Origin of the sequence: Veillonella sp. T14073-2 (assembly GCF_002959875.1) — a bacterium.
Taxonomy (GTDB): domain Bacteria; phylum Bacillota; class Negativicutes; order Veillonellales; family Veillonellaceae; genus Veillonella; species Veillonella infantium.
Map to the genome: position 1 here is coordinate 617,444 of NZ_PPDC01000006.1, position 18,769 is coordinate 636,212.

Annotated in this window: 17 protein-coding genes and 2 riboswitches; of the genes, 9 read left to right on the forward strand and 8 right to left on the reverse strand. The window is 35.5% G+C overall.

What is annotated here, in order from left to right:
• Positions 1 to 34 precede the first annotated feature (34 nt).
• Complete coding sequence (locus tag VCHSUH04_RS06470) at positions 35 to 1,072, reverse strand: AEC family transporter (RefSeq protein WP_105085841.1); 1,038 nt, start codon at positions 1,070 to 1,072, stop codon at positions 35 to 37.
• Positions 1,073 to 1,309: 237 nt separating this feature from the next.
• On the opposite strand from VCHSUH04_RS06470, the gene VCHSUH04_RS06475 reads away from it, so the two are divergent.
• Both VCHSUH04_RS06475 and VCHSUH04_RS06480 read left to right on the forward strand, forming a co-directional pair.
• A complete protein-coding gene (locus VCHSUH04_RS06475; RefSeq protein ID WP_105085842.1) occupies positions 1,310 to 2,050 on the forward strand; it encodes a gamma-glutamyl-gamma-aminobutyrate hydrolase family protein in 741 nt (246 codons plus the stop codon).
• Between the two features lie 15 nt (positions 2,051 to 2,065).
• Complete coding sequence (locus tag VCHSUH04_RS06480; protein ID WP_105085843.1) at positions 2,066 to 3,373, forward strand: APC family permease; 1,308 nt, start codon at positions 2,066 to 2,068, stop codon at positions 3,371 to 3,373.
• A gap of 366 nt (positions 3,374 to 3,739) precedes the next feature.
• Here VCHSUH04_RS06480 and VCHSUH04_RS06485 read toward each other — a convergent pair whose 3' ends face one another.
• Positions 3,740 to 4,579 carry a hypothetical protein gene (locus tag VCHSUH04_RS06485; RefSeq protein WP_105085844.1) on the reverse strand — a complete coding sequence of 280 codons (840 nt, stop codon included), beginning with the start codon at positions 4,577 to 4,579 and terminating at the stop codon, positions 3,740 to 3,742.
• 140 nt (positions 4,580 to 4,719) lie between these two features.
• On the opposite strand from VCHSUH04_RS06485, the gene VCHSUH04_RS06490 reads away from it, so the two are divergent.
• The gene (locus tag VCHSUH04_RS06490) at positions 4,720 to 5,379 is read left to right on the forward strand and encodes an HAD family hydrolase (protein WP_105085845.1); all 660 of its coding nucleotides are present in this window, start codon (positions 4,720 to 4,722) and stop codon (positions 5,377 to 5,379) included.
• Positions 5,380 to 5,686: 307 nt separating this feature from the next.
• On the opposite strand, the gene VCHSUH04_RS06495 is transcribed toward VCHSUH04_RS06490, so the two are convergent.
• On the reverse strand, positions 5,687 to 6,283 hold the full coding sequence (locus VCHSUH04_RS06495; protein ID WP_105085846.1) for a hypothetical protein: 597 nt from the start codon (positions 6,281 to 6,283) through the stop codon (positions 5,687 to 5,689).
• 253 nt (positions 6,284 to 6,536) lie between these two features.
• Here VCHSUH04_RS06495 and VCHSUH04_RS10435 point away from each other — a divergent pair, with 253 nt between their 5' ends.
• Together VCHSUH04_RS10435 and VCHSUH04_RS06500 are read left to right on the forward strand one after the other, a co-directional pair.
• Complete coding sequence (locus tag VCHSUH04_RS10435) at positions 6,537 to 6,587, forward strand: hypothetical protein (RefSeq protein ID WP_353511575.1); 51 nt, start codon at positions 6,537 to 6,539, stop codon at positions 6,585 to 6,587.
• 267 nt (positions 6,588 to 6,854) lie between these two features.
• A riboswitch (ZMP/ZTP riboswitch) is annotated at positions 6,855 to 6,942 on the forward strand.
• A gap of 85 nt (positions 6,943 to 7,027) precedes the next feature.
• Positions 7,028 to 8,239 carry an OFA family MFS transporter gene (locus VCHSUH04_RS06500; protein ID WP_105085847.1) on the forward strand — a complete coding sequence of 404 codons (1,212 nt, stop codon included), beginning with the start codon at positions 7,028 to 7,030 and terminating at the stop codon, positions 8,237 to 8,239.
• Positions 8,240 to 8,687: 448 nt separating this feature from the next.
• Here the strand turns inward: VCHSUH04_RS06500 and VCHSUH04_RS06505 are convergent, their stop codons facing one another.
• Positions 8,688 to 9,950: a hypothetical protein gene (locus VCHSUH04_RS06505; RefSeq protein WP_105085848.1), complete on the reverse strand. Its 1,263-nt coding sequence runs from the start codon at positions 9,948 to 9,950 to the stop codon at positions 8,688 to 8,690.
• Between the two features lie 248 nt (positions 9,951 to 10,198).
• On the opposite strand from VCHSUH04_RS06505, the gene VCHSUH04_RS10440 reads away from it, so the two are divergent.
• Positions 10,199 to 10,249, forward strand: a complete 51-nt coding sequence (locus VCHSUH04_RS10440; protein ID WP_353511575.1) for a hypothetical protein — start codon at positions 10,199 to 10,201, stop codon at positions 10,247 to 10,249.
• A gap of 267 nt (positions 10,250 to 10,516) precedes the next feature.
• Positions 10,517 to 10,604: riboswitch (ZMP/ZTP riboswitch) on the forward strand.
• 85 nt (positions 10,605 to 10,689) lie between these two features.
• Positions 10,690 to 11,901 (forward strand): OFA family MFS transporter, encoded by a 1,212-nt coding sequence (locus VCHSUH04_RS06510; RefSeq protein WP_105085847.1) that lies wholly within the window; start codon positions 10,690 to 10,692, stop codon positions 11,899 to 11,901.
• 377 nt (positions 11,902 to 12,278) lie between these two features.
• On the opposite strand, the gene VCHSUH04_RS06515 is transcribed toward VCHSUH04_RS06510, so the two are convergent.
• Positions 12,279 to 13,385, reverse strand: coding sequence for a hypothetical protein (locus tag VCHSUH04_RS06515; RefSeq protein WP_105085849.1), 1,107 nt, complete (start codon positions 13,383 to 13,385; stop codon positions 12,279 to 12,281).
• Between the two features lie 286 nt (positions 13,386 to 13,671).
• On the opposite strand from VCHSUH04_RS06515, the gene VCHSUH04_RS06520 reads away from it, so the two are divergent.
• On the forward strand, positions 13,672 to 15,621 hold the full coding sequence (locus VCHSUH04_RS06520) for a DUF2075 domain-containing protein (protein ID WP_105085850.1): 1,950 nt from the start codon (positions 13,672 to 13,674) through the stop codon (positions 15,619 to 15,621).
• Between the two features lie 114 nt (positions 15,622 to 15,735).
• On the opposite strand, the gene VCHSUH04_RS06525 is transcribed toward VCHSUH04_RS06520, so the two are convergent.
• Positions 15,736 to 16,956 carry a hypothetical protein gene (locus tag VCHSUH04_RS06525; protein WP_105085851.1) on the reverse strand — a complete coding sequence of 407 codons (1,221 nt, stop codon included), beginning with the start codon at positions 16,954 to 16,956 and terminating at the stop codon, positions 15,736 to 15,738.
• Between the two features lie 111 nt (positions 16,957 to 17,067).
• Here VCHSUH04_RS06525 and VCHSUH04_RS06530 point away from each other — a divergent pair, with 111 nt between their 5' ends.
• On the forward strand, positions 17,068 to 17,304 hold the full coding sequence (locus VCHSUH04_RS06530; RefSeq protein ID WP_158251483.1) for a hypothetical protein: 237 nt from the start codon (positions 17,068 to 17,070) through the stop codon (positions 17,302 to 17,304).
• A gap of 122 nt (positions 17,305 to 17,426) precedes the next feature.
• Here the strand turns inward: VCHSUH04_RS06530 and VCHSUH04_RS06535 are convergent, their stop codons facing one another.
• The gene (locus VCHSUH04_RS06535) at positions 17,427 to 18,068 is read right to left on the reverse strand and encodes a PdaC/SigV domain-containing protein (protein ID WP_105085853.1); all 642 of its coding nucleotides are present in this window, start codon (positions 18,066 to 18,068) and stop codon (positions 17,427 to 17,429) included.
• A gap of 141 nt (positions 18,069 to 18,209) precedes the next feature.
• The gene (locus tag VCHSUH04_RS06540; RefSeq protein WP_105085854.1) at positions 18,210 to 18,761 is read right to left on the reverse strand and encodes a hypothetical protein; all 552 of its coding nucleotides are present in this window, start codon (positions 18,759 to 18,761) and stop codon (positions 18,210 to 18,212) included.
• Positions 18,762 to 18,769: the final 8 nt, after the last annotated feature.

Consider the following 18,769-nt stretch of genomic DNA (forward strand, 5'->3'; position numbering starts at 1 on the left):
AAATAAGGAGAAGGAAATGAACCTTCTCCTCATTTTATGCCGTTATTCCTATCATAGTTAAAATTTCCATAATAATTGGTATAGCTACCACAAATAATATAGTACTAATCATGACAAGCCCTGTAGCAAAGGGCAGATCAGATTTTGCTTCGTTAGCTACGATTGGTAATACTGCAATAACGGGACCTGCCGATTGTACAACAAATGTAATAATCGCTATTGGTTCTAGGACAATACCTGCTCCATATTGCAATCCCATAATGACACAGAACATGATAATCGGTGAAATCACAAAACGACCTATAATACCGCCAATAGAATCTTTATTGAGCTTCATGCTTTTTAGGCCCGCATCATGAAGTACGATACCAATATAAATCAATGATAATGGCGTTACCATATCACCTAAGTAATTCAATGTAGTATGTAAAATTGGTGCTAAAGGAATTTCAAAGAATAAGAATATCAATGCTACAAAGAACCCTAACAATGGTGGAGGTAATAACTTCTTCAAATCAAATTTAAACTTCTTACGCTTTGTTTCTGTATCTACTGTGCTATTACTTATGCCATCCGTTTTACTATTATCAAAACCTAATTCGGCATTAGGCAGTGGATCTAATTCTATAAGGAATACCCCTACCATCCATACTGAAATAGTGTTACCGATATAATATAACAAGAAATATGGTAGCGCATCTTGACCAAAGAGGGCGATTTGCACTGGCAATCCAATAAATAAGCAGTTATCATTTACTACCATATTGATAAAAATACCACGCCTACCTCTAGGTACTTTCAGAGCTTTCATCATGATAAAAGCAACGATATACGCAATTACATAAGTTAATGTAACGGCTAGCATCCCATATCGAAGATCCCATAAATCCGATGTATGTAGATGATGCAATACAGATACGAATACACCGGCTGGTAACGCAACAGACATGATAAATCTAGATAGGTTACCACTAAATATAGGGTGAAACATCCCTCGCCCTTTTAGTATATACCCTAGCGAGATTAGCAATACAATAGGTATGATGCTCTGTAAGGATGTAAGAAAAACCATAGTAAACCTCCCGTACAGTTTATTCGTAATCTATCATACCATGTTTTTAACAAAACATATATGTATATAATTTTCCTACAAAAGCAATATGAATTTTAGAAAATGTATCATTCTTAACATATTTTAGTACGTATAAGTTTTATAATTAATTACAATAGTAGTATTATTTATTCACGAATATTTGATATACTAAAATTATACTAATTGTACAATATTTTACACATATGAGGTGATATTATGACAAAACCATTTATTGGTGTATCTGGTAATATCTTACGAGATACTAGTGGTGCCTATGTAGATTTGTTACGTTCTTACGTAAACCAAGACTACCCACGCTCCATCGAAGAAGCTGGTGGCATTCCAGTTATTATTCCTTTTACTAAAAATCTTGATGTGGCTCGCGAAACAGTATCAAAACTAGATGCCTTATTATTATCTGGCGGTCACGATGTATCCCCACTTAATTATGGTGAAGAACCATTGCAAGGTTTAGGTGATGTATTTCCAGAACGAGATCAATTCGATTTTGCTTTACTGAAAGCAGCAGAAGAAAAACAAATTCCTATCTTTTGTATCTGTCGAGGCATCCAAATTTTAAATGTATATCGTGGCGGGTCTCTATACCAAGATTTGAAGTATGACGAAAACTGTACGATTAAACATTCCCAAAATCAAACGCCTTCTCTTGGCACGCATACGGTAGACATTGAGTTTGAATCTAAATTAGCTAGTGCCATTGGCCGCTCCACATGGATTACAAATTCTCACCATCATCAAACAGTAAAACATGTTGGTAAAGGTTTACAAGTGGTAGCAAGAGCTAAGGATGGTACTGTAGAAGCGTTAGAAGATTCTTCCTATCCTTGGTTAGTAGCCTGCCAATTCCATCCAGAAATGATGTCTGAAAACGACGAGAATGCAAAACGTTTATTTGCTGCCTTTGTAACAGCAGCTCGAGAAAATATAACTAAATAATAGGAAGGTTTTAGTATGAAAGAAACAGGAAAATTTGGCTTTTGGAGTATTGTACTCCTAGGCATCAATGGTATTGTAGGGACTGGTATCTTCCTACTACCAAACAAAGCGTATTCTATCATTGGTTCCGCTAGTTTAGGCGTCCTACTATTTGACGCCGTTATTGCAGGTTGTATCGCCCTTTGCTTTGCAGAAGCAGCTAGCCTATTCACACGTAATGGCGGTCCTTATCTATATGCAAAGCACGCATTAGGTGACTTTTGGGCCTTTGAAGTGGGCGTTCTCAAATGGATTGTAACTGTTATTGCTTGGGCGGCGATGGCCGTTGGCTTTGCTACCGCACTCGGCGCAGCAGTACCAGCATTAAGTAATGATTTTGCAAAAGATGTCATTTCAGGTATCTTAATCATAGGTCTTACGATTGTAAATATCTTTGGTGTTAATGTATCTAAATTCGTTAATAACTTAATTACTATTTCTAAGCTCGTCCCTCTTGCTTTATTCATTGCCATTGGTATCTTCTTTATAAATGGTGCTAACTTTACACCAGTCTTCCCTCAAGACATCTATGTAGATGGATCATTTGCACAAGCAGCAGTTCTTCTATTCTTTGCCTATACAGGATTTGAAGTTATTGCCATTGCCGCAGAGGATATGAAAAATCCTAAAAAGAATTTGCCACGTGCGATTATCATGTGCATGCTTCTTGTATCTGTCCTATATATGGCTATCCTTGCTGTATCAATTGGTGTACTTGGTACTGACTTAGCAAATACAAAAGCTCCAGTACAAGATGCGTTTAATGCAATCGTTGGTCCTGTTGGTATGTATATCGTATTAATAGGTACCTTAATCTCTATGGGTGGTATCAACTTTGCAGAAGCTTACTATGCACCTCGTGTAGCAACATCCATGGCAGAAGATGGTATGTTGCCAAGTGCTCTAGCCAAACGCAATCGTTACAATGCACCATATGTAGCAGCTATTGTTACAGCCATTGCTAGCGTATTACTCGCATGGTCTGGTTCCTTTACTACACTAGCAGCTATTAGTGCGGTATCTCGTTTTACACAATACCTACCAACATGTTTGGCCGTTATTATCTTCCGTCGCAAATGGGCAGATAAAGCTCGGTCCTACACCATCCCTGGTGGCTACTTAATCCCAGTCATCGCTATTGGCACATCCCTTTGGATGCTCGCCCAAGCACAAACTAACCAATTATTATGGGGTCTAGGTGGCTGTATCGTAATCTTGCCATTCTACTACTCCTACTGGAAAAAGAAAAAAGCAGGTCTCATTAAGGACCATGACGAAATGTAGAAAAGCTTTTGGTTCTCTTACATATATCTATTTTAAAGATACTACCAGTTAAAAATAATTTCAGGTATCTCATATATACCCTTTTTTGAGATACTACCAGTTAAAAATAATTATTTCTAATTAAATTTAAAACTACCAGTTAGTCATGTTATTTGGTAAACCGATCTTCAATAACAGGAGGTCGATCTACTACAACGTGAAATTAACTGGTAGTTTTTTACATTTCTAGACTAAATATAATACTTTTAACTGGTAGTATCTCATTAATCATATGTAGTTAGACTAAACATAATTCTTTTAACTGGTAGTATCTCTCTAACCATATATATTTAGACTTAGTATAGTACATTTTACTGATAGAGTTAATTAAAATAAATCTTCTTCAGTAGTTGTTATTTTAGTTAATTCTTCTTCGATATAGCCAACTTCATCAGTAGCTTCGTCTTCGTCGCGTGTGTCGATATAGATACTGATAAGAGCTAGTGCGCCCTCTTCATTAAGAGTAGCAATGGCACTCATAGGACCATAAGTTAAGATAAGACCATCTTCTTCATCACGAATGATATGAGGAACCGCATCAAAATGTTGATTCATTAATTGATCAAAGTAATCCTCTACATCAAGGCCACTTTCAAGAGTAATCGATTCAGCATCCCCCTTTTGGAATACAACACGTGTGTCTTCATCGATGTACTGATAAAAATCATCCACATCAACATTCGCTGTTTCAAGCCACATACTTAAGGCTGTAAGCCAGTCTTTTACAGTTGTAGGAGCAGTAATAAAGGCGTACTCATTTTCATCATCACCAAAGCGAAGATCATCATACTCAATGCTATAATTTTCCTGACTAGAAACGATGCGATCTACAAGGCCCTCATCATTTACGTCTACGAAAATCATGTACACATAATTGTCGCCGCTTTCATAAGAAACAGTCAGACCATGACGGTCCTCGTGAAATAAAGAGTCCTCTTCGTACACATCGGTAATATGCATCACCTTGCATGTAACAGGCACATTATCTGCCTTGATGGACTCAGCCATAGATGACAAGAACTCAATCGTTTCATTGCGATTACGACCAATTATGCCACGACCTGTGGACATGTATTCGCAATCCTCGGCTAGAATATTTTCAATACCGTGAATATCTGCGGATTCGAGAATCGATTTTATCAATAAAAGAGCTTGTATTTCAGTCATACTGCGCCTCCTATACACTGTAATTAGTACTGCTACTATTGTAACATAATTTATATTAGGTCATGAGCCTATTCACTTGATTTTCCCCATATTTATCTTATACTTATAAAGTACATGTAGATTTTATATTGGAGGTCCCCATGAAATATACAACCATCGTTTTCGATTGTGACGGCACTTTACTCGACACGGCTACAGATTTAGCTAATGCCGTAAATCATGTACTACGTACACACAACTTCCCTGAAAAAACTCTAGCAGAAGTAAAAGCAGCTCTTGGTAACGCAGTAACCTATTTAATGCGTCAATGTTTACCAAGTTCTGTAGCAGATAGCGAATTAGAGCCATACATTGAGGAATTTAAAGCATACTATGGTGAGCATTTAAAAGATACAACAGCTCCCTACCCAGGCATCCTAGATATGCTTGATGTATTGCGTGAACAAGGTTATAAACTTGCCATCGTATCTAATAAAATCCAAGAAGGCGTTACACCACTAAATAAAGAATACTTTGGCGATCGTTTGCCTGTTGCCATCGGTGAAAGACTGGGCTTACAACGTAAACCTGCTCCAGACATGGTGTTACAAGCTTTAAAGGAATTAAACTCTACCCCAGAAGAATCTATTTATGTTGGCGATTCCGAAGTAGACGTAGCAACTGCAGAAAACTCCGGCTTACTTTGCATCGGTGTTACATGGGGCTTTAGAGAGGAATCTCTACACCAAGAACTAGGCGTAACACATATTGCCCGTAAAGCAGAGGATATTCTAGGCATTGTACAAAACTTAAATAAATAATATCCTACATTATAGTCATAACCTATAACAAGTTCATATAAATCAATCGATTTACGAGTTAAAACAAAAAAAATAATCCATTCGGCTCCATTGTATTTGGCATAACTGTATTCCCTTTGGGTAAAAGTATCTTATAATAGATTAATAACTATATAAACTCTTGCACAATAAAAGAGGTTCCCTATGCTCACAAGTTGACTAAGGGGAACCTCTTTTCTATTTACTTTCACGATACCTATTTACCAAACTATTATACATCCACTAATATAGTGATCTGCTCGAATATAAAAACCTGAAGCAATATAGCTTATTTATAACTGAACTGCGCATCCATAATCATTTGGCGCAACTGTTCTATACGAATATCTTCAGGTAACTTATGTCGATAAAACTGTAAATTATAGTAGTATCGAGTATCTTCATAATCTGTCACCAATACCATATCCGTGCGATACTCTAATGGCCACCCATACATAAATTCAGTTAGTAAACTACGCACGCCATCATTGTTGACCTCTATTACATTATGCGTAATAGGTAATACCATCTTTACGGTAGGTTCAGGAATCGTTCTATCTTTAACAAGCTCATTAACCTCAGCATCTAACGTGGAACTCGTACTATCGATAGATCTAGCCTTTACATGCATAAATACCCCATCAGAGGTTCTAAATGCTCTACCATCAATGTCCTTTGTTTCGCCTTGCGTTTCAATAGCATCCTTTAATACTCGAAATTGATACGGTCCATAAAACTTGGTGTCAGTAATAGCATCTAATGCCTCATCATATTGACCATTATGTACATGCGTAACTCGTATAACTGGCTTTATATCGCTAGCTTGTGAAAGCATAGGTGTTGCTAAAAATAAACCTAAACCTAATAACATAATATAACGTTTCATATGAGTCTCCCTCTCCATAAAAACTATTATTTTATTTTTATTGTAACATAATTAAACTATTCTATTATAATAATTACAAAACGAAAGAGGTTCCTAATAGTCACATAGGTGACTATTAGGAACCTCTAATCTATTTACTTTTATTATTGACAACACTATATTGAACTTGAGGCCTCTAAATGGGTCCAGCCTTTGCTAATCAACTCGAGGATTGGCGGTGATCAATATGAGTACATACAAAGTATTATCGTTAATGATTTCCTTTGGCATACTTGTGGCGACCATTATCATGGCAGCAAAGTGATTGACCTCTAGCTAAAAGCTAGCTTTCTTATCGTGGCATGAAAAAAGGCCCGACAGTGGAGTCAGACCGTTTCTTCAATTTCATTTTCGAGAAGCGAGAGCTGGCGACCAAACCATTTATGCCTCACTTTGATATAATTATATCATATCTAAACAGGGAAAGGAATCATATGGTTCCTTTCCCTATTTTCAATTATAAATGTTCTGGTGCATACGATAGTGACTTACATCACCGACAAGATATTCTCTCACTTGCTATATTATTAATATATTCCTACTGGGCTGACGGATAAGTAGAATTGACTACATGCACAGTAGCACACATCGTGTGATAGCCGACCGTCTGGGCAAGCTTTTGTTCAGACGGTCTTTTTTTGTGCTCTCATAGCAAATATGCTAGACAATCTTTAATCATCTCACCTATATGAAAGGAGTTTTCTTATGAGAAATCGTTGGCTTATTGCACTAGCAGCTATTGGTCTACATATATCCATCGGTAGTGTGTACGCGTGGAGCGTGCTTACACGACCTATCATGGCTGATATGGGCTTCACCATGTCACAAACAACATGGACCTTCTCCTTAGCTATTTTGATGCTTGGATTATCTGCAGGCTTTTTAGGATCTTTTGCAGAAAAAATAGGTCCCAAGAAAAGCGGACTTCTTTCCATGGTGTTCTGGGTGGCAGGCCTATTTGGTACGGCCTATGCTCTTAGCATTCATAATCTCACCTTACTCTATCTCTTCTATGGTATCATCGGTGGTATCGGACTAGGTATTGGCTATATAACACCAGTATCTACGCTCGTAAAATATTTTCCTAAGCGCCCAGGATTTGCTACGGGATTAGCCATTATGGGATTTGGATTTGCTTCACTCATTGCAGGACCGCTTATGCAATTCCTTGTAGCTCAAGTAGGCTTAGTGAATAACTTCATTATTCTCGGCATAATTTATCTCCTAGTTATGAGCACCTCTTCGCTTTATTTGAAAGCACCGCAACAAAAACAACCTACTCGAACTACGAAAGATAAATCCACTATGTATGTTCATAACCATGGTATGCTAGCCAATGATGCTATGAAAACTTGGCAATTCGGTGCCCTTTGGTGGATCTTCTTTGTTAATATTACCTGTGGTATAGGTCTCCTATCCTTAGCGTCCCCTATGGCACAAGAAACCATTGGTATGACACCTGCAGCAGCTGCATCACTAGTTGGTATCATCGGTATATTCAATGGTGGAGGTCGCATTGCATGGTCTACTATCTCCGATTACTTTGGGCGAGCGCAAACTTACATACTGTTTTTTATTATACAAATCATCGCATTCTATTTACTCTCCCAAACCAATAGTGCCCTCACATTCCAAATTTTAATCCTTCTTATTATCACCTGCTATGGCGGTGGCTTCTCCTGTATGCCAGCATATCTTGCAGATCTATATGGTATACGCCAACTCTCCACTATTCACGGCCGTATTCTAACGGCTTGGGGATTAGCAGGCATCGTTGGTCCTATGCTCGTATCATACTTTCACGAAGCAGGATATGGATATACTACAGCCTTAATATGCTTTGCACTTCTATTCATATTAAATACAATGATTGCTATAATCTTAAAAATATACGGCAAACGAGGGCTGCATAACTGATACTTTATCCTAGTACAATAGAAATTGTAAGTGAATTATCACAACCAAAATATCCCGAACTAATTACAAATCGAAAGAGGTTCCCATTAGTCACCTAGGTGACTATTAGGAACCTCTAATCTATTTACTTTTATTATGGACAACACTATATTGAACTTGAGGCCTCTAAATGGGTCCAGCCTTTGCTAATCAACTCGAGGATTGGCGGTGAGTGAACGCATGAAAAAAGGCCCGACATAGAAGTCAGACCGTTTCTTCAGTTATAAAAATTTAGAAGCGAAGTCTGGCGTCCAAACCATTTATGCCTCACTTTGATATAAATTATATCATATCTAAACAGGGAAAGAAATCGTATGATTTCTTTCCCTGTTATCATTGTACGCCAAATAGGCATATATATGTTTATTAGGCTCTACTATTTTATTACTTTATTGCAATTCAAAATAAGCTAAGACTTTAATCTTAGATTAAATAAGTCAATATCTCTATTATACATATCTCCAGTATTTAACAACTTTACATCTAACAACATATTTTTTAGTTGCTCCAAAGTATAATAGCCATTTACTTGATATGAAGCAATGTGACGATATTCATAGTCTTTATCGTGTGTAATAAATTCTAATCTACCCTCTCCATTAGATAATTCATAATCCAATAATAACCCCGGAATACCATCAAACCAGACGAAACTTTTACTAATCCGAGACAATCTAATCTCTTTATTTAAGGTATGACCATATAAAGAATTAATATACTCAATATGGGTCTCAAAGTTATATGGATCATCTGGTTTGGCATTCAATAAAAAATGCTGTTGCTTATCATGTAGTGGAATCATCTGAAGGACTTGATTTACTCCATGTGGTCCTTTATGCGTTACAGTATAAGATTTAGATCCATATATACTGTCCTTATCTGTCGATTCTGTACGAGTTGAACCATTTAGTACCCGATACTGTAAATTCTTCGACATCGTAATAGTAGAATATTCGTTAAGTCTATTCAACGAACGTACCGAAGGCAACACATAATTGGCAAGAATTCTATTCGCTTTTATATTACGTTCTGACTCTGATTCAGATCCTGCAACATACGTACCAATACTATGACTAGTATTAGGATTATCTTTGCTTGTAAAAGTAATGCCTACAATAGTACCTTGATTTGATTTATCCAAATTAGTAACGTTTAGATTCCAATATTTTGTATTATCTAATTTTTTATAAATAAATGTTCTTTCAGAACCACCTTTTTCAACAACATTATAATCTCTAGCGACATATGTACTGCCAGTAAGACCTTCTAAGGTATAGTTATGTTCACTATTTTGAATCTTAAATACACTTGAAAATGGAACTGTGAGCTGTATCCCACTATTTTCTGTATGTTCTATTATTTCTGTTTGTCCATCTATTGGCGTCATAAACTGCTTAAAATCATGGCGTAACGTTTTCTCCAATTCAGCATCATCAGATATCTTACGCCATTCTTTTAATTTTTCAAAAGTGCCATCAGCTTTAATTTGATTAATCATAGCCTGTGTACTAGCAATTTGCTCCAATGCGATTTTAGGACTAAGATATACATAATCTTTATACTCATCTTCAGGTATTTTGGAGTTTGCACCAGGTAGGTCTACATCTATAGCATGACAAGATACACAAATTGAACTCAATACAATAGCACTTAATAATAATCGTTTTAACATATACATCTCTCCACAAATAGTAATTTTAACTGTATTGTAACATAATAAGAACACAATTATGAATACGATTACAAAACGAAAAGGGTTCCTATTGGTCACCTAGGTGACTATTAGGAACCTCTAATCTATTTACTTTTATAATTAACAGCACTATATTGAACTTGAGGCCTCTAAATGGGTCCAGCCTTTGCTAATCAACTCGAGGATTGGCGGTGATCAATATGAGTCCATACAAAGTGTTATCGTTAATGATTTCCTTTGGCATACTTGTGGCGACCATTATCATGGCAGCAAAGTGATTGACCTCTAGCTAAAAGCTAGCTTTCTTATCGTGGCATGAAAAAAGGCCCGACAGTGGAGTCAGACCGTTTCTTCAATTTCATTTTCGAGAAGCGAGAGCTGGCGACCAAACCATTTATGCCTCACTTTGATATAATTATATCATATCTAAACAGGGAAAGGAATCATATGGTTCCTTTCCCTATTTTCAATTATAAATGTTCTGGTGCATACGATAGTGACTTACATCACCGACAAGATATTCTCTCACTTGCTATATTATTAATATATTCCTACTGGGCTGACGGATAAGTAGAATTGACTACATGCACAGTAGCACACATCGTGTGATAGCCGACCGTCTGGGCAAGCTTTTGTTCAGACGGTCTTTTTTTGTGCTCTCATAGCAAATATGCTAGACAATCTTTAATCATCTCACCTATATGAAAGGAGTTTTCTTATGAGAAATCGTTGGCTTATTGCACTAGCAGCTATTGGTCTACATATATCCATCGGTAGTGTGTACGCGTGGAGCGTGCTTACACGACCTATCATGGCTGATATGGGCTTCACCATGTCACAAACAACATGGACCTTCTCCTTAGCTATTTTGATGCTTGGATTATCTGCAGGCTTTTTAGGATCTTTTGCAGAAAAAATAGGTCCCAAGAAAAGCGGACTTCTTTCCATGGTGTTCTGGGTGGCAGGCCTATTTGGTACGGCCTATGCTCTTAGCATTCATAATCTCACCTTACTCTATCTCTTCTATGGTATCATCGGTGGTATCGGACTAGGTATTGGCTATATAACACCAGTATCTACGCTCGTAAAATATTTTCCTAAGCGCCCAGGATTTGCTACGGGATTAGCCATTATGGGATTTGGATTTGCTTCACTCATTGCAGGACCGCTTATGCAATTCCTTGTAGCTCAAGTAGGCTTAGTGAATAACTTCATTATTCTCGGCATAATTTATCTCCTAGTTATGAGCACCTCTTCGCTTTATTTGAAAGCACCGCAACAAAAACAACCTACTCGAACTACGAAAGATAAATCCACTATGTATGTTCATAACCATGGTATGCTAGCCAATGATGCTATGAAAACTTGGCAATTCGGTGCCCTTTGGTGGATCTTCTTTGTTAATATTACCTGTGGTATAGGTCTCCTATCCTTAGCGTCCCCTATGGCACAAGAAACCATTGGTATGACACCTGCAGCAGCTGCATCACTAGTTGGTATCATCGGTATATTCAATGGTGGAGGTCGCATTGCATGGTCTACTATCTCCGATTACTTTGGGCGAGCGCAAACTTACATACTGTTTTTTATTATACAAATCATCGCATTCTATTTACTCTCCCAAACCAATAGTGCCCTCACATTCCAAATTTTAATCCTTCTTATTATCACCTGCTATGGCGGTGGCTTCTCCTGTATGCCAGCATATCTTGCAGATCTATATGGTATACGCCAACTCTCCACTATTCACGGCCGTATTCTAACGGCTTGGGGATTAGCAGGCATCGTTGGTCCTATGCTCGTATCATACTTTCACGAAGCAGGATATGGATATACTACAGCCTTAATATGCTTTGCACTTCTATTCATATTAAATACAATGATTGCTATAATCTTAAAAATATACGGCAAACGAGGGCTGCATAACTGATACTTTATCCTAGTACAATAGAAATTGTAAGTGAATTATCACAACCAAAATATCCCGAACTAATTACAAATCGAAAGAGGTTCCCATTAGTCACCTAGGTGACTATTAGGAACCTCTAATCTATTTACTTTTATTATGGACAACACTATATTGAACTTGAGGCCTCTAAATGGGTCCAGCCTTTGCTAATCAACTCGAGGATTGGCGGTGAGTGAACGCATGAAAAAAGGCCCGACATAGAAGTCAGACCGTTTCTTCAGTTATAAAAATTTAGAAGCGAAGTCTGGCGTCCAAACCATTTATGCCTCACTTTGATATAAATTATATCATATCTAAACAGGGAAAGAAATCGTATGATTTCTTTCCTTGTTTTATTGTTATAACTTAAAACTTTTCCAATCAAAAACTTCAATAACTTCTCTTAGTTTACTATCAATATCTCGTACCAAATTTATAAACAGTTGTCCTTTATTTTCACCCCAAGAGACTAACACTGGTTCAATACCAATATGAATCAAAGTATTTTCATAATAGTTACCATGTTGAGGTCTAGTGACACATTGATTATAAGCACTACTTAATGTCTCCAATTCATTCGAAATGGTTTCATCAATTATAGTATTAAGCTGAGCATATACCCTTTTACGTAATACCTTCCCAGCTTCACTTGAGTCATTATTATAATATCGCAGCGATAAATATAAACCTTTTGAGTCATGATCTACACGCCAAAACATCCAAGGCTTAAAACAAGTTGGAGGATCAGACCAGATAGCCTCTGATTCTGCTCGACACCAAAAACGACGGTTGGTCCACGGACTGCCTCCCTGATTTGTACCGGTACTATATTGATTAGGATATGCACTCATATCTTTCCATAGCCAGGAACCATCTATATTTTCGTTATCAAATACAATCTGCAATAGTCCATGCTGTGTGATACGTTCCCAATTTATATAATACCCGCCATCTTCATACTTTCCATTAATTTTAGATACACTTTGATACCACTCTAGTTGATGCTTTAAATGCTCACAATAACTTTGTAAAATATCACTTTCACAGTCATGATAATGCTTCAAGATATCCCAAAACATAGGGCCAGTTAAATAGTTATCCACCGAATCGCTATGAGCTACTTGCCAATCATAATCAAAGTAATATCCTGTCTTAAAATAGACCGTATGAATATGATAATTTGCTATATCAGCATGGTCTATATTAAGATTTACTGACTTAAAAGCTTTTTCTAGTTTATTATAAGCATTCCAAGGTTTCTTATTATCAAAAACTGTCTTAAGTGAGCCTCTATAAAAACTAATTTGATTATCATGTTCACTAGTACTTGTTTTATCTTCTATGATAATAGCTAAATTATATTGAGGAATTATAGCTAATACATCAATATTTAACACTTGTTGAACTAAAATAATTTTATCTATTGAATTGATATCGACATCTAGTAATTGATTTCTTTCTGACAAGTTAGCTATTAGCTTAGTTAACAAATCTAAACCAAGTTGACGATATCTATGTGTAGTTATATTATCTGGTTCATTAATCCAATTTTAACACCAGCAAATAAATGCATCTTGAGATAACTCACCTGTAGCAAAAGAAAATATATTATTCATATTTTTATTTCAACCTAAAACCGACTTTTTTATAGTTATACGATATAATAGTATTAATTTATTATACTATTCTTCTATAAAAAATGAAAACAAAATGAATTTAAATGGATTAAAACTATAGGTTTAAGAAAAATATATGATTATCTATTCTTCTACTAAACAATCATTCATCCAAGATTTCGAGCAAGGTATCTTGGTAAAAAAATTGCATCAAACGTTAACAGAAAAATATCGTCGTGTTGGTGAATCTGAGATTCATTCATGGCAAACTTCTTTATCTTATATGGCTAATGTTATGCGTGATCTTGCCATACCAGACTTAGCTGGTGTTGCGATTGAATATATTGTTCCAAATACTCAAAAACGAGTAGACTTTATTATTACAGGATTAGATCAACAAGATAAAGAACATGTAGTTATTGTTGAGCTTAAACAATGGGGCGAAGCTTTCAAGGTAATAGATAAAGATAATATTGTATCAACCTACCTTGGCGGTGGAATCCGTGAAGTAACCCACCCTTCTTATCAAGCTTGGTCATACTGTAGCCTTATTGAAAATTTCAATGAAGATGTACAAACTCGACCTATTGAACTACATCCATGTGCTTTTTTACATAACTTTGATGAAAGTATCTCACCTGAACTCCGTGATCCAATCTATAGCAATATTTTAGATATCTCTCCTATGTTCACATTGGGACAAATGGACGGCTTACGTAACTTTATCAAAACCTATATTCCAAAGCCAGACACTACTAACATTATGGAATCTATTGAACATGGTAAGTTAAAACCGTCAAAATCCCTTCAAGATTCTATTTTAAATATGTTAAAAGGCAATAAAGAATTTGTTCTAATCGATGACCAAAAGGTAGAGTTTGAACAAATAAAAAAAGCAGCTTTGGAGGCCATTAAGAATAATCAGAAAACTGTATATATAGTACGTGGCGGTCCTGGTACCGGTAAAAGTGTTGTGGCTATAAATTTATTGGCAGAATGTATTCATAGTGGTTACATGGCACAGTATATTACTTCAAATGCTGCTCCACGAAATGTATATAGTGCCATGCTACAAAAAGGATTAAAAAAAACAGAGATTAAAGCACTATTTCAAAGTAGTAGTACATTCCATACACGTTCTAAAAATGCACTTCAAATTGCAATTGTCGATGAAGCTCATCGACTACGTGAAAAATCTGGAATGTACCAAAATGAAGGTGAAGATCAAATCAAAGAAATTATTAATGCATCTCTATTTAGTGTCTTCTTTATTGATCGAAATCAGCGTGTTACCTTCAAAGATTCCGGTACTATCGATAAGATATTAAAGTTTAGCCATGAACATAAAGCACTTATCTATGAAGGAGCCTTAGAATCTCAATTCCGGTGTAATGGCTCTGACGGTTATTTAGCTTGGCTAGACAATGTTCTTCAAATTGCCGAAACTGCAAACTATGATGGTTTTGAAGGCGATTATGATTTTAGAATCTATGATAATCCTAATGAAATGTATGATGCTATAAAATCAAAAAATGAAATAAATAATAAATCTCGAATTCTAGCAGGATATTGTTGGAACTGGCCAAAAGAAGGTCGAACAACGACTCTCGTAAAAGACATTCAAATTCCAGAACATAATTTTGGAATCAGTTGGAACTTAGGAAATTCTACCACATATGCAATAGACCCAGACTCTATTAATGAAGCTGGATGTATTCATACTACTCAAGGCCTTGAATTTGAATATGTAGGTGTAATTATTGGTGATGATTTACGTTATGAAAACGGCAAACTCATTGTAGATATTAATAAACGCGCTAAAACTGACCAGTCCATAAAAGGTATTAAGAAGCTTTTTAAAGAGAATCCTGAAGAAGCACAACGTATTGCTAATGAAATTGTCAAAAATACATATCGTACATTGATGACGCGTGGGCAAAAAGGTTGTTATATCTATTGCACAAATAAAGAGTTAGCTAACTATTTTAAATTGGCCTATAGGCATCAATTAAGCTATACCTATAATAATGGACAAATACTTTTAGAATCACAGCCTAAAGCTGCTGACAATAACAGTAGCAATTAATAATAGTTATGTCCTTGTAGTACATGTCACCCATAAAGGTAACATATATAATCAAAAAGCCTGTGAAACTGATTCTTCAGTTTCACAGGCTTTTACGTTTATTAATGACTTACCTTATTTAACAGTTGACCTTTCATACATTCCCTTTGGTATAGCACTCATACCGGCCATTCGTTTTGAATATTGTTCTTTATCATTTGAATTTTCAGCATATTGAACAACATCTCTTAATTCTTTTGATGGAATTTTAATATCTAAGTCTGTCATTATAAAGTGGGTATATAAATATTTATCATCATATAGAGATTGAATATACATTTTTGATGCAGATCGTTCTACTTCCATATAAATAGCTGGAGTAGCATCATTCCATACAGTAGCATATTGGATTGGTTTATATCCTGAATAAGGCTTATACATCGTAAAGAACTCTATTACTTGCGCAAATAATTTATGTTTATTAGCTATCTCTGTTGGAGTTAATTCTCTTACCATAACACCCTCACGATACCCTTTACCATCATAACTATAGATAGCATCAGCCTCAGTACCGCTATACGTTAAATTACTCGATTTAAGTGTTTGAAATGTAAATCCCTTTATAGTAAAAGGTTTAGTCTTTGAAAGTACTTGTTTTGCTGGTTCAATTGACGGTAATACATAATTAACTAATGGTGACATTAGCTCTTTATATACATATTCTTGATTATGATTCTTTAACAATTCTAACTCTCTAGACTTACTTAAATCATAAGCAACTTGGTAAGATAATGAAGGATCATCTTTCATTCTAAAGCTTAGGACTCCTTCTAAAGTTCCCTTTTGATTTTGTCTTACTTCCCATAAACCATTTTTAATGGTCGGATATGAGAATGTATTGGCCTTAGATTTCCCTTCTTTTTCCTTGTGAATCGAGTATTTTAAATTACCTTCATTAAAGATAAAATTGCCCCGTCTTACTTCTGTAGTCATAGGATCTCCTTTAACAGTTACTCCAAATCGACTACTTGAAGGAATGGTAAATTTTATATTTGCTCCATCATTCTTTAAAATAAACACAGAAGATGAAAAGCCTGCAGAATGATTTAATTCCTCTGTAAAGTAAACTAATTCATCTATAGTCCAAGTTTTAGGCTTATTATCAGCATATTGTTTTCTTATCATAGTATTTACGTCGGACTCCATTTGCTTAGCTGTAGCATCCGACTTACGATAGTTTTGATATGCATCCTTTGAAATTGTAGGATCTGCACCTGGTATATTAATATCAATTGCTTGGCTACCTAATGTCACAAAACTAAACCCTAGTGCAACCATTAACGCACGTTTCATCATAAACTCTCATCCTTTCACATAATGTCTCTCAAATATTATATATATAGAATATCATATTTTATTTGACTCATAGTAGTATAATATAAATATAGAAACAAGGAGGTAATATCTATGAAATTTACTAAACGTATAATTGTCATGACATTCTTAGCCGTAACTGCTGCTGTATCTACAGGATTTGCTTACGATTATGTATGCAATAACTCTCAGTACAATTGCAACACTAACACACAATACAACTCCGATAACAATACGAATAATACTAACTATGCACCAAGCAACAATAACAACCAAAATTATTGCGGTCCAAACTCTAATACTAGAGGATGCGGTGGATATAGAAGATAATATGGTAAGTATACTAAAAGCCTATAGTACTAAAAATGTACTATAGGCTTTTGTCGTATATTACAAGAATACTATTTAATTCATCAAAATACAGTTAGGATCAATATGTCAACATACTTTTATCAGGAGTTCATTCTGTTAAAGTATTCAATAGATTTTGGTGTAAAACCAATATAAGTATTACCAGCTGCGTACGGACCTAATTCATATGGTTGGTAAACTAAATCTATATTCCCCTTACCGCGTAAGCAGTAATTATCTGTCACATATTTGACACTCCATCCACTTGGAATGTAGCTCTTTGTATGATTACCTGTATAATAATTTAACACGTGGGATCGTAGGCCGTTATCCAATTGTTCTGCATTTGCAATTTTCACATAGTTATATAATGGAATACGTTGACCTGTTACTTTATTATATACAAGACCTCTTGTATTATACATACCATGAGCTGCTCCGGCGTAGTAATAATAGGTCGTTAGTAAAATTGAAACAACTTGACTATCCTCATAGGTAACCTTATAGTTTTGAGAAACTTGATAAATATGTTGATTGTAATACATATCTTTTGCTTCGAGCACATAATTTGCAATATCTGTATTAATAACTCTTTGAGCATAAGCATGATCTGTATAAACTAAAGGATACTTTAAATCTAAATTTACATCAGATTGACTACCTGTTACAACAGTTGCATACGTAGGCACAGCAATCATAACACCTAATATAGAGGTCATACATAGCTTTTTAAAGATTCCCATAATACTGTCTCCTTTTAACAAATACCTTTAAATAGGTCATTACTGTGTTACTTCTACAGGCTATGATAAAATTCCTCTTTTTCTATTTCACTTTTCTCATAATTTATTCATTATATAAAACGGCCAAAACTATCTACTATTTCACACTAAAGTGTTAGGAAGAACTCCGCCTAATACAGTAATAATAAGTCCAAGTACAATCATCCAAATTGATATAAACCTTAAAACAAAGGAAGTATGTGTATAGATTTGTATAATAAATTGATTATAATCAACCGATCCTTTAATCACCTTATCGCCTACTTTTTTCATTACTGTATCTAGCACAAAAGGATCTTCTGTAATGGACAGTCTATAGGTGCCTGGACCCGCATCAAAGGTATATAGTTCCATTCTTGAGTGAGTTAAACTATTAACCCGAGCACGCATAATAGATAGAAATAAAGGAATCGTCCTTCCCGTTGTTTCATCAACTAAGTTAAAGCCAAATTCGCCAATAGGCGCCTTTGTAAACATTTTTCCACTAAGCCACACCCCATACGTTCCTGCTTGCTCTAAAGTAAAAGTGCCTTCTTTATTTACATAAGGCATCTCATAGAGCATCTTAGCTCTACCAAAGCGAATCGTATATTTAATACCTAAATAGAACAAACAAAGTCCTAACGGTATCAACAGATAAAATAACTGTTCCATTACCTACT